General features: G+C 51.4%; 12 protein-coding genes. 4 read left to right on the forward strand and 8 right to left on the reverse strand.

The features are described from left to right. Nucleotides 1–69 precede the first annotated feature (69 nt). The 3 genes from A7983_RS14580 to A7983_RS14590 all read left to right on the forward strand — a co-directional run bounded on the left by A7983_RS14580 (nucleotide 70) and on the right by A7983_RS14590 (nucleotide 2,924). Nucleotides 70–273 carry a YbdD/YjiX family protein gene (locus tag A7983_RS14580; RefSeq protein ID WP_005976130.1) on the forward strand — a complete coding sequence of 68 codons (204 nt, stop codon included), beginning with the start codon at nucleotides 70–72 and terminating at the stop codon, nucleotides 271–273. 16 nt (nucleotides 274–289) lie between these two features. Beyond that, nucleotides 290–1,276 carry a GTPase gene (gene yjiA, locus A7983_RS14585; protein WP_005976132.1) on the forward strand — a complete coding sequence of 329 codons (987 nt, stop codon included), beginning with the start codon at nucleotides 290–292 and terminating at the stop codon, nucleotides 1,274–1,276. Between the two features lie 265 nt (nucleotides 1,277–1,541). Next, entirely contained in the window at nucleotides 1,542–2,924 is a 1,383-nt protein-coding gene (locus A7983_RS14590; protein ID WP_005976134.1) for a glycoside hydrolase family 28 protein, read from the forward strand. Nucleotides 2,925–3,225: 301 nt separating this feature from the next. On the opposite strand, the gene ybaK is transcribed toward A7983_RS14590, so the two are convergent. From ybaK to A7983_RS14610, 4 genes are all read right to left on the reverse strand, one after another. Then, on the reverse strand, nucleotides 3,226–3,705 hold the full coding sequence (gene ybaK / locus A7983_RS14595) for a Cys-tRNA(Pro)/Cys-tRNA(Cys) deacylase YbaK (protein WP_005976136.1): 480 nt from the start codon (nucleotides 3,703–3,705) through the stop codon (nucleotides 3,226–3,228). 70 nt (nucleotides 3,706–3,775) lie between these two features. Then, the gene (locus A7983_RS14600; protein WP_005976138.1) at nucleotides 3,776–4,594 is read right to left on the reverse strand and encodes a TraB/GumN family protein; all 819 of its coding nucleotides are present in this window, start codon (nucleotides 4,592–4,594) and stop codon (nucleotides 3,776–3,778) included. Between the two features lie 155 nt (nucleotides 4,595–4,749). Then, nucleotides 4,750–7,473: a copper-exporting P-type ATPase CopA gene (gene copA / locus A7983_RS14605; protein ID WP_005976140.1), complete on the reverse strand. Its 2,724-nt coding sequence runs from the start codon at nucleotides 7,471–7,473 to the stop codon at nucleotides 4,750–4,752. A 237-nt stretch (nucleotides 7,474–7,710) separates the two neighbouring features. Then, nucleotides 7,711–8,175, reverse strand: a complete 465-nt coding sequence (locus A7983_RS14610; RefSeq protein ID WP_005976142.1) for a DUF6097 family protein — start codon at nucleotides 8,173–8,175, stop codon at nucleotides 7,711–7,713. A gap of 232 nt (nucleotides 8,176–8,407) precedes the next feature. Here A7983_RS14610 and cueR point away from each other — a divergent pair, with 232 nt between their 5' ends. Beyond that, a complete protein-coding gene (cueR, locus tag A7983_RS14615; RefSeq protein WP_005976144.1) occupies nucleotides 8,408–8,824 on the forward strand; it encodes a Cu(I)-responsive transcriptional regulator in 417 nt (138 codons plus the stop codon). Nucleotides 8,825–8,868: 44 nt separating this feature from the next. Here the strand turns inward: cueR and A7983_RS14620 are convergent, their stop codons facing one another. The 4 genes from A7983_RS14620 to nrdB all read right to left on the reverse strand — a co-directional run bounded on the left by A7983_RS14620 (nucleotide 8,869) and on the right by nrdB (nucleotide 11,974). After that, on the reverse strand, nucleotides 8,869–9,324 hold the full coding sequence (locus A7983_RS14620) for an NfeD family protein (RefSeq protein ID WP_005976146.1): 456 nt from the start codon (nucleotides 9,322–9,324) through the stop codon (nucleotides 8,869–8,871). Beyond that, the gene (locus A7983_RS14625; RefSeq protein WP_005976148.1) at nucleotides 9,324–10,238 is read right to left on the reverse strand and encodes an SPFH domain-containing protein; all 915 of its coding nucleotides are present in this window, start codon (nucleotides 10,236–10,238) and stop codon (nucleotides 9,324–9,326) included. The genes A7983_RS14620 and A7983_RS14625 overlap by 1 nt, the downstream gene beginning before the upstream one ends. A 341-nt stretch (nucleotides 10,239–10,579) precedes the next feature. Further along, entirely contained in the window at nucleotides 10,580–10,840 is a 261-nt protein-coding gene (gene yfaE / locus A7983_RS14630; protein WP_005976150.1) for a class I ribonucleotide reductase maintenance protein YfaE, read from the reverse strand. Nucleotides 10,841–10,843: 3 nt separating this feature from the next. After that, the gene (gene nrdB, locus A7983_RS14635; RefSeq protein WP_005976152.1) at nucleotides 10,844–11,974 is read right to left on the reverse strand and encodes a class Ia ribonucleoside-diphosphate reductase subunit beta; all 1,131 of its coding nucleotides are present in this window, start codon (nucleotides 11,972–11,974) and stop codon (nucleotides 10,844–10,846) included. Nucleotides 11,975–12,069 lie beyond the last annotated feature (95 nt).

The raw sequence follows: 12,069 nt of genomic DNA on the forward strand, positions 1-12,069 counted from the left end.
ATAATGTATAACGTTATACAGGGTATTTTTTATCTAGCCGCTATTGCAGGCGATGGTCTGGAGGTAATGATGTTTGGCAATCTGGGAAAAGCAGGAAAATATTTAGGCCAGGCGGCGCGTATGCTGGTTGGTATGCCGGATTATGATACCTATGTGCAGCATATGCAGACCAATCATCCGGATAAACCTGCGATGACGTATGAAGAATTTTTCCGCGAGCGCCAGCAGGCGCGTTACGGCGGAGACGGCAAAGGCGGGATGCGCTGCTGTTAACGACTTGGAACCGGTTATGACTCAACCTTTATCATCTGATGCAGCTAAACCCGTGTATGTCACTATTCTGACCGGGTTTCTTGGTGCTGGAAAAACCACCTTACTACGGCATATTCTGAATGCCGATCACGGCTACAAAATTGCCGTGATTGAAAATGAATTTGGCGAAGTCCCAATTGATAATACATTAATCGGTGAACGTGCTAGCCAGATTACGACGTTGAGCAACGGTTGCATCTGCTGCACGCAGTCCAATGAGCTGGCTGATGCGTTGCTCGATCTGATTGATGGCGTGGATAACGGTACGCTGGATTTTGATCACGTCATCATTGAATGCACCGGTATGGCCGATCCAGGGCCTGTGGCGCAGACTTTCTTCTCCCATGAAGTTATCTGTGAACGCTTTGTTCTGGACGGAATTATCACGCTGGTGGATGCGGTACATGCGCAACAACAGCTCGATCAGTTCACCATTGCACAATCGCAGATTGGCTATGCCGACCGCATATTGCTAACCAAAACGGATGTGGCAAGCGAAGACGAGACGTTGTTACCGCGTCTTCAGCGCATCAATGCACGTGCACCGATCTACCCTGTGGTACACGGCGATATCGATCTGAGCGTGCTGTTTAACATCGACGGTTTTGTCCTCAGCGACAAACTGGACGTGAAAACGCCGGTATTTCGCTTTGTTGCACCCACGCAGAATAACGTGCAGTCGATTGTTGTGTATCTCGATAAGGCGGTTGAGCTTCAGGCTGTTTCCGATGTGATGGAAAACCTGTTGCTACAATTCTCCGATAATCTACTGCGCTATAAAGGCATTCTGGCCATCAACGCTGACAACCGTCGCCTGCTGTTTCAGGGTGTCCAGCGTTTGTACAGCGCTGACTGGGACAGAGAATGGCAGGTTGATGAAGAAAGAAAGAGCGTGCTGGTGTTTATTGGTGTGGATTTACCCGAACAGGAAATCCGTAATGCTTTCGCTCGTCTGACGGCATAACGCTTCCGTCTTATTTGTGCTGGTCACTCTGGCCAGCACTCTCTCTTCAATCCTATTATCGCTCTATTACTGGTTCTGTTTGTGCCACATTTTGTCTGGCAGGGGAGCGCATCTTCTCAGGATGGAATAGTGCAATTGCACGAAAAAATCCCTACCTTATTGTAATTATTACGAATACATCTAAAACGTGATCGTCCCTCGTTTTTTAGTGGAATATTGGTGTTATTTTATTAAAACGATATTTCATTATTTTGTGAGGTTAAGTATGCGTAGTGGTCTTGCTCTGTCATTAATGGCTTCCTGCATCACGCTGGGTATTCAAGCTGGTACGGCACAGGCTGCCAGCTCAGTGAAATTCCCAGATAAAACCTGTGACGTCACACAATACGGGGCCGAAGGTCACCGCCTACAGATCGCACTCAATACCGAAGCTTTCCAGAAGGCAATTGATGATTGCGCTGCGGCTGGTGGCGGAACGGTACACGTTCCTCGCGGTAATTATCTGGTTGATCCGCTGTTCCTGAAAAGTAACATCCGACTGGATTTGGCAAAAGATGCAACTATCGTCGCCTCGACTGAAGTCGCGGCGTATCGCGCGACGGAAAAAACCAAGTACGCTGAAGCGGAAAATGGTTGGCTTCCCTTTATCAGTATTGCTGATGCACAAAACGTGGCGATTACGGGACAGGGCACCATCGATGGGCAGGGTGCCGTCTGGTGGGAACGTTGGCGTGAGAATATTCGTGCAACCGGTAAGAAAGGTGGAACCGATCGCCCCCGTCTGATTTATATCAAAAGTTCTAGTAACGTGCTGGTGGACGGTGTCACGCTCACCCATTCCCCGAGCTTCCACGTTGTGATGCGTTACTCGCATGATGTGGATGTTAACGGCACGCGTATTCTGTCGCCGTGGCATGCACCAAACACCGATGCTATTGACCCGATCGACAGCCAGAATATCCGTATCACCAATAATTATATCGACTGTAATGATGACCATATTGCGATAAAAGCCGAGAAGCCAGATAGCCGCTTCCCGAATGGCGTCGTGGATAACATCTATATTGCCAACAATATTCTGAAGCAGGGGCGCGGCATCTCCATAGGTAGCGAAACTTCCGGCGGCGTGAATAATGTGCTGGTTGAAAACAACCAGTTTGAAGGCTCTATGTACGGTATCCGCATTAAAACCCTGCGTGGTAAAGGCGGCGAGGTGAAAAACATTACCTACCGTAATACCAAAATGGTGGATGTTGAAATACCGCTGGTCTTTGCCGCTTACTACAAAGCTGCACCGATCGTGCAGGCTGAGGTAGACAAGATGCTGGCCGAAGGTGGCTTCACGATGGGTGAGCAGATTTACCCATCGGATACCGATCCTGAGCAGCCGTTTGATCAGCACAAGACGCCGCATTTCAGCAATGTGACGATTGAGAATCTGGAATCGACCGGTAAGACCAAGGCCGCAGCGTACATTATCGGCGTGCCGGAAGCCCCGCTCAGTGGTTTCCATTTTGATAACGTGCGCATTGATGCGGATAAAGGTATTCGCGTAAGGAATGCGGAACTGCAAACCAAAGGCCTGACGCTGAATGTGAAAGAAGGCCCTGTAATGCAGTTGGATAAAGGGGCGAAAGTCGATCAGTAATCGATTATACCCTAAATAATTCGAGTTTCAGGACAAAAACGGCAAGGCGTTTTTGAACAGTGCGTGCGCTGACCCCGAAGGGGTGAGGCCATAAGGCCGAATAACGCGGCAAGGGAAGGAGTCCCGATGAGCTTACTCAAGTAAGTGATTCGGGCGAGTGAGTGCAGCCAACGTACATGCAACTTGAAGTATGACGAGTATATGAAGCGGTAGCAGGGGACACACTGGCCGTGGAGTCCCCTGCTACCTGCTTCTCTTTGGTACATATCGCCTGGCAGGTTATGCTCTTTTAATCGCGGTACTAATCATGCTTGGCGATATCGGCAAAGGTGGCGCGCAGTAGCCGTGCCAGATCGTCTGCCGACAGCTCAATGTCCAATCCGCGTTTACCGCCGGAAATGAAAATGGTACCGAACTGGCGTGCCGGTTCATCAATCACGGTCGGCAGCAGTTTCTTCTGCCCTAGCGGGCTGATTCCCCCCACCAGATAACCCGTTACGCGCTGAGCGATGACCGGATCGGCCATATCGGCTTTTTTGGCGGATAGCGCGCGTGCGACTTTTTTGAGATCCAGCATGCCTGCGACTGGCGTGACGGCCACGGCGAGGTTTTTCGCATCACCATTCAGGGAGACGAGTAGCGTTTTATAAACCTGCTCTTTATTCAGCCCCAACTTTCTGGCCGCTTCCTCGCCAAAATTGGTTTCGTCGCTGTCGTGATGATAGCTGTGTAGTGTAAAGGCGACCTTGTTCTTTTCGAGCAGATTGACTGCGGGTGTCATGATTTCACTATCCTTAACCCCTTTATGGGTCTTATCTTGCGAACGCGGCTATGCGTCATAATGTGTTCTTTCAAGGCGTTGCTGAATGACCGTTGTTGAGCAGCGTGGATAAATTCTCATCGCCATACAGATGCAGTGCGCCGACGGCTACAACGTAGTTTCCGGGTGGTAGTGCCTGAAGTTGCTGTTGCCAGCGGCGGTTACGCTGACCCATCAACAGGTCGGTCATTTCATTGCTGAACGTCGCGGGGATATCCGGTTTATAGGTGCCAGGTCTGCTGTCTAGCCACCAGCCTATCATCGTTTGCAGCAGGCGAGCATTGATGTGCCAGTGCTTAATTGTATCCAGCAGCAGCAGCAGGCCGCCCTGCGGCAGTTGCTGTAACAAATCAACCTGCGTCTGCTGCCCTTCCAGTTCGATAATCTGAATACCGTGATATTTCGCCGCGTTAATCAACTGATAGTCGATGCCATAATCGGGGCGTAACCCTAATCGCTGAGCCTGTCTTGCTTGCAGCATCAGCGCGGCCTGCCAGGCTGGAAGCGTGTCGATATTGCTTTCATCGAAAGAGAGTGATTCACAGATTTTTTGCAATTGGCGATAGTTGTCCGGGCTGAGGCGCTGTGCGAGCGGTGGCTCGGCGTCACTGTGTCCGAAGGGGGAATGAGAATCGGAGATATCGGCTTCTACGATGAGTGCGGTCGCCTGTCTGAGTTGTTGCAGCAGCGTATCGGGCAGCGGCGCCATATCCTGGCTGCCCATATGAATACTGCCGACCAGATGCAGATACCGTTCGTTGGCGAGTTGAACGTCTATCGCAGGATAGGAATAAGCTAGCGGTGAGATAAAGCCAAAAAAAGTCGCGATTCTACGCAGCAGTTGCCCCATTGTTTCCGTCTCCTGATGTGGGAGTAACTATGCTAAACGCTAGATGCAGAACAATACAAGGTATACCGCGGGTGGCGTGAACGTGGAGGCGTGGTAAGACGATTATGCGGAAGAAAGCGTGCGCCATCATTCGAAATGAAGATGGCGCGCTGACATTACTGATTTTTAGGTTTAAAACGTAGCAAGCGGTTAGCGTTACTGACTACCGTGATGGAAGAGAGCGCCATAGCGGCACCGGCAACCACCGGATTTAGCAGCGTGCCAGTCAACGGATAGAGCACGCCTGCGGCAATCGGGATACCCAGCGAGTTATAGATAAACGCGCCCAGCAGGTTCTGCTTCATGTTACGCAGCGTGGCATTGGACAGTGCCAGCGCGTCAGCGACGCCGTGCAGGCTGTGGCGCATCAGTGTGATAGCTGCGGTTTCAATTGCAATATCGCTGCCGCCGCCCATCGCAATGCCGACATCGGCCTGCGCCAGTGCGGGTGCATCATTGATGCCATCACCAATCATCGCCACGCGTTTTCCTTGCGCCTGTAGCTTTTTGATGGCCTCCGCTTTTCCGTCTGGTAGTACACCAGCGATTACCTGATCGATACCCGCTTCTTTAGCGATGCTCTTTGCCGTGAGTGGGTTATCCCCTGTGAGCATGACTAACTGGTAGCCCTGTTGATGCAGGCGCTGCAACGCGCTGACGCTGTCTGCCCGCAGCGGGTCGTGGATAGAGAACACCGCGATAATGTGACCATTCGCCGCAAGCAGCACCGGCGTGATACCGCGCTGAGCCTGTTCGTTGATCAGCGTTTCACCTTCGGTGATATCGACCTGATGCTGTTTGAGCAGAGGCGGATTCCCCAGCAGCAGATTGGCGTCGCCAATCTTACCGCTGACGCCGAGACCGCGTAGCGTGCGGAACTGCTCGACTTGCGTTAGCGTAAGGCTTTCCGCTCGTTCAAGAATTGCCTTCGCCAGTGGGTGATTAGACCCCTGTTCCAGCGAGGCTGCCCAGAGCAGCGCCTGCTCCTCTGTTACGCCACCGAACGTGTGAATTGCCACGACACGCGGCTGCCCTTCGGTTAGCGTACCGGTTTTGTCAAACACCAGCACATCCAACTTGCTGGCCTGTTGCAAGGCATCGGCATCCCGTACCAGTACGCCAAACTCCGCTGCACGTCCAACGCCGGAAATGATCGACATCGGCGTTGCCAGCCCAAGCGCACAAGGGCAAGCAATGATCAGAACCGTTGTGACGATAATGAGCGTATAAACTATCTGAGGCTGTGGCCCGACAAAGAACCAGATCGCGCCGCTGAGAAGCGCGATGGCAACGACAACGGGAACGAATACGGCAGAAATACGATCTGCTAGCTGGCCGATCGCGGGCTTGCTACTTTGCGCCTGTCTGACCAATCGGATAATACGCGACAAGGTAGTCTGGTTGCCGATAGCGTCTGCACGGAAGAGAACGCTGCCATCGGAGACCAATGTGCCTGCGTGAATGGTATCGCCGGACATTTTAGATTGCGGGATCGGCTCGCCGGTCAGCATGGCTTCATCCACCCACAGCTCACCTTGCAAAATCTCGCCATCGACAGGAACACGGTCGCCGGTTGTCAGGCGCAGCGTCATGCCGGACTGGACTTCTGACAGTGGAATCGATTTCTCACCTTCCGACGTCACGACGCGGGCGGTGGGCGGTGTTAAATCTAGCAGACGCTCTAAAGCACGTGAAGAACGCTGGCGAGCACGCTGTTCTAGCGCATGGCCCAGGTTGATTAAACCAATGATCATCGCGCTGGCTTCATAGTACAGATGGCGCGCCGCTGTTGGGAAAAGGTCCGGCCACAGGTTAACGGTAATCGAGTAAAGCCATGCCGCACCCGTTCCCAGCGCCACCAGCGTATCCATGGTTGCAGCGCCGTTTTTCAGGCTACGCCAGGCGTTACGGTAAAAATGACTGCCAGCCAATACCATCACCGCCAGCGTCAGAATACCGATGATAAGCCATGGCGTTTGGCTTTCTGGCGTCAGGCTCATGCTGCCACCCAATACGCCCCACAGCATCAGTGGTGCACCCAGCAGTAAACCTAGCGCAGCCTGCCACTGAAAGCGGCGGATGGCCTGTTGAGCCGTTTGCTGCTGGCGTGCACGGCGCGCCTCCTCGTCCTGAATAATTTCTGCGCCATAGCCTGATTGCTCAACGGCGGCAATCAGCGCTTCCGGATCGGCGTGACCGCTGACCAACGCACTGCGCTCAGCCAGATTCACCCGCGCCTGCGTAACGCCGCTGACGTTTTGTAGCGCCGTCTGTACGCGATTCACGCAACTGGCGCAGCTCATCCCCTGGAGCAGGAGTTGCACACTGTCGTCATCGCGGGTGGTGCGTGTTGTTATTGCCGGAAGAATACTCTCGGCCGCTGGCAGCGCTTCCGGCATTGTCGCTACCTGTGCCAGCGGCTCAGTTTTTGGGTGAACGCTCTCCTGCACGCTAGCGTGATAGCCCGCTTCTTCAATAGCACTAATCAGTGTGGTGGCGTCAACGCTGCCATACACAGCGGCCTGTTCTTTAGTCACATCCGTTGCCACGACGCCGGGAATGGCTTCCAGTACTTTACGCGTAGCGACGACACAGTGGTTGCAGCTCAGGCCGGAAAGCTGAAGAGACACATCCGGTGTGGTGGAGAGCTGTGCGTCGTAGCCTGCCTGTTCGATAGTGTCGATCAACGTTTGAGAATCAACGGCACCGCTGACTTTGGCATACTGCTGAGTGACGTCGCTTTGTTCGACAGAGGGTATTGCGTCTAGTGCTTTTTTAACGCGTTGAACACAGTGCCCGCAGGTCAATCCCTGCAACGACAACACGATAGTTTGAGACATAATAATTTTCTCCCGTGTTAACAACCGGCGGTGAAAGACGTTGACCGGCCATCTGATTTCTACTTGTTATTGGGTAAGGTAAACCTTCTGGCAAGGGGAAGGTCAAGGGATTTAATGTGCTTTTGTTCTAGGAGAGAAAAAGCGAAGAGTCTCTCTGCCAGATAGCAGGGAGGCTCTTCGAACAAGATGAAACACTCAGGTGAAGGTAAGGTCAGTTGAGCCTGACGTTGTCAGTCATCAAGTATCGCTTGAAGTCCGGGCGATGAATGCCTGAATGACCTTCTCAGCCTCGTTTTCCGCTCGGTGATTGAGGTAATAAAAATAAAAAATCAAACCGAAAAACAAAGCGCTATACGCGATAACCATCCACATATATTCGATTAGAAAAAGAAATACGCTTTGCGCCATACCGTCGATATCATATTCAATATTAAAGTATTTAAGATACCGATCCGGTATGAAAATGAAGCAAAATAGTAAGACGGGTAAAGCGAGAATAGCGCCTAATATATTGATTCGTTGTTTTCTGGTATTCAGCGACGTGTAGGTGCTGTCCCCGAGATAACGTTCAATTTCAATAATCTGTTGAGAAAGGTCATCTTTCGATGTAACAGGAATGTGGTGGCGTTCAATATGATAATGGACTTCTTTGAGCCGTTGTGCGTTATCGAGTACTTTACCGAGTATATTGCTATATCCCATGATGATATTTTCCTTTACTGATAATAACTCACTTGCAGCATTCCATCGCAAGTAATTATAAAACCTTGTGATTTTACACAAATAAATGTTCTCGTCATCTTTTACGTGAAGTGAATTTTTATAGTGGTAAATTTGGTTGAGACTACAGAGTCAGATAATATGATCTCATTGAGATACTCATTGGCTGTGCCAGTACACCCTCTGCCATTATGGGGAGGGGCAAGGAGAAATCATGAATATCAGTGATGTTGCGAAAAAAACGGGTCTTAGCAGTAAAACCATTCGTTTCTATGAAGAGAAAGAGCTTCTGACTACACCGCTGCGTTCTGAAAATGGTTATCGTAGCTATGATGAGCATCATGTCGAAGAGCTAACGCTGCTGCGTCAGGCGCGGCAGGTTGGTTTTAATCTGGATGAATGCCGGGAGCTGGTCACGTTATTTAACGATCCGCTGCGGCGAAGCGCGGATGTAAAAGCACGTACTTTGCAGAAAGTGCAAGAAATCGAGATGCATATCGAAGAGTTGAAAACGATGCGTGAACAGTTGCTGGCGTTGGCCGAACAGTGCCCGGGGGACGGTAGCGCAGAGTGTCCGATAATCAATAATCTGGCGGGCTGTTGTCAAAAGAGTAAATCGTCAAAAGAGTAAACTGCCAGAAAGGGGAGCGAGGCTCCCCTAACGAGTGCGCTCTGTTAGGACTCAATCGACCGTACATGCAGTGTGATGCCGTCAACGGCAATCACTTCAACATGCGTGCCAGCAGGCAGTTCCTGCTCTGATTTCACGCGCCAACTGCTGTCGCCAATGTTTACCCGGCCAAAGCCGTTAGTCACGGGTTCTGTCAGGGTAGCGCGCAGACCAATCAACTGTTGCCCGCGTTGGTTGAGCGTCGATGGTGGGCGTGACAGCGTCCGTTTACGCAGCCAATACCACCAGAGCAGCGCCGTAACGATCGTCATGATGGCGAAAATCGTGCCCTGCCATGGCCATCCCAGCGGCATCACCCACGTTAGCAGCCCAACCAATACGGCCGACACGCCGCTCCACAGCAGATAACCACTGGCACCCAGCATTTCGGCGGCTAAAAGCAGGCCGCCGAGCGACAGCCAGAACCAGTGCGCATTTTCCATCACCAGTTCAATGCCCATTATTGACCTCGGCTGTCTTTGCTATCTTTAATCAGCTCGGTGATCCCGCCAATGGCTCCCATCAGGTTACTGGCTTCCAGCGGCATCATGATCACTTTGCTGTTATTGGAGGAACCGATCTGTTGCAAGGCATCGGTATATTTCTGAGCAACAAAGTAGTTAATCGCCTGAATGTTACCTGCCGCGATGGCTTCGGAGACCATTTTGGTCGCCTGTGCTTCTGCTTCTGCCGCACGTTCGCGCGCTTCTGCTTCCAAGAACGCGGACTGACGCAAGCCTTCCGCCTTCAGAATCTGGGACTGCTTTTCCCCTTCGGCTTTCAGGATAGCGGCCTGACGCACCCCTTCAGCCTCCAGAATATCGGCACGTTTGTTACGTTCCGCTTTCATCTGTGCATTCATCGCGGCAATCAGTTCAGCAGGTGGGCGTACATCGCGGATCTCAATACGCGTGATTTTAATGCCCCACGGGTTAGTGGCTTCGTCAACAATATGCAGTAGGCGCGTGTTGATGCTATCGCGCTGAGACAACATTTCGTCCAGCTCCATGGAGCCCAGTACGGTACGGAAGTTGGTCATGGTGAGGTTGACGATAGCCTGTTCCAGATTGCTGACTTCATAGGCTGCTCGTGCCGGATCGATCACCTGAATAAAGCAGACGGCATCAATCGCTACATTGGCGTTATCGCGTGAGATAATTTCCTGAGAGGGGATATCTAATACCTGTTCCATCATGTTGATTTTACGTCCAACACGATCCATAAACGGCACGACTAGATTCAGCCCCGGCATCAGCGTTTTGGTGTAGCGGCCAAAACGTTCTACAGTCCATTGGTATCCCTGAGGTACGACTTTGATGCCTGACCAGACGATGATAAGTGCAACAAAAACCAAAATGGGAATGACGGTTAGCATGTTCTAAAACCTCCAGGTTGTTTTATCCCTGTCATACTTCAAGCTGCATATGCGTTGGATTCGCTTGCTCACCACAGTCACTGACTTGATGTAAGTTCCTGGGGATTCGCTCGGTTTCCGCGTTACAAGGCCATAAATGAGCCTTGCCCTAAAGGGTCAACGCAAAGCGTTGTTCAAAACGCTAACGTTTTGTCCTGCAACTCGAATTATTTAGGGTATATATCGGCCAAAAGACGATGTCAGCGGATAGTGTAACTCACTTATGTATAAATGCGGGCAAGAAATGCACTCGCCAGCGAGAACGGTAGGCCAGTTAACTGGTGTGGGAAGACAGTACGGGGCTATAGATCGAGTTCGATGTCGCCCTGCGGCATACAACAGCAGGGGAGAATTTCATCCTGTTGGATGCAGGCCAGTGGGGTTTGACGATACGCTACGCGACCTTTTACCAGACGCAGGCGACAGGAACCGCAATAGCCAGAGCGGCACTGGTATTCAATGCTGACGCGGTTGGATTCCAGCACTTCCAGCAGGGAAGGGCCATCGTCTGAACAGGAAAACTGCGCACCGGATGTGCGCAGCGTAATAGTTGGATTGCTCATCGATTACAGTTGGAAATCGCTCAGGTCGTCATCGCTGATTTCTGAATCGATCTGGCCGACCAGATAGGAGCTGACCTCGACTTCCTGCGGCGCGACCTGTACGTTATCGGACACCAGCCAGGCGTTGATCCACGGGATGGGATTGGTACGTGTCTGGAATGGCAGCGGCAAACCTACGGCCTGCATGCGGATGTTGGTGATATATTCCACATATTGGCACAAAATATCTTTGTTCAGGCCAATCATCGAACCGTCACGGAACAGGTATTCAGCCCACTCTTTTTCTTGCTGAGCGGCGAGTACGAATAGATCATAACACTCCTGCTGACACTCTTCGGCAATCTGCGCCATTTCTGGGTCGTCGTGGCCAGAACGCATCAGGTTCAGCATGTGCTGCGTGCCAGTCAGGTGTAGCGCTTCGTCACGGGCGATCAGCTTGATGATTTTGGCGTTGCCCTCCATCAGTTCGCGTTCCGCAAAAGCAAACGAGCAGGCAAAGCTGACATAGAAACGAATCGCTTCCAGCGCATTCACGCTCATCAGGCAGATATACAACTGCTTTTTCAGCGAATGCAGGTTAACGGTTACCGTGTTACCGTTGACCTGATGTGTCCCTTCACCCAACAGATGATAGTAGCTGGTCATCTCGATCAGCGAATCGTAGTAGCCGGAGATATCCTTGGCGCGCTTCAGAATCTCTTCGTTAGTGACGATATCGTCAAACACCAGCGACGGATCGTTCACGATATTACGGATGATGTGGGTGTAAGAACGCGAATGAATGGTTTCCGAGAACGCCCAGGTTTCCACCCAGGTTTCCAGCTCGGGAATAGAAATCAGCGGTAGCAGCGCCACGTTCGGGCTACGTCCCTGAATTGAATCCAGCAGCGTCTGGTATTTCAGGTTGCTGATGAAGATGTGCTTTTCATGATCGGGTAGTGCCTGATAGTCGATGCGATCGCGGGACACATCAACTTCTTCTGGACGCCAGAAGAATGACAATTGCTTTTCGATCAATTTTTCGAAAATTTCATATTTTTGCTGATCGAAACGCGCAACGTTGACCGACTGGCCGAAGAACATGGGTTCTAGCAACTGGTCATTTTTATTCTGTGAAAAAGTGGTATAGGCCATTAATCTCTCCAAAAAAATGCGCTGAGCATTTTTTAACGCCGCCTGCGACTGCGGGTAGGACGCCCGCGCTAATAAGGATAAAAGGCTGCATTGCA

The sequence above is a fragment of the Pectobacterium wasabiae CFBP 3304 genome (assembly GCF_001742185.1).
GTDB lineage: Bacteria > Pseudomonadota > Gammaproteobacteria > Enterobacterales > Enterobacteriaceae > Pectobacterium > Pectobacterium wasabiae.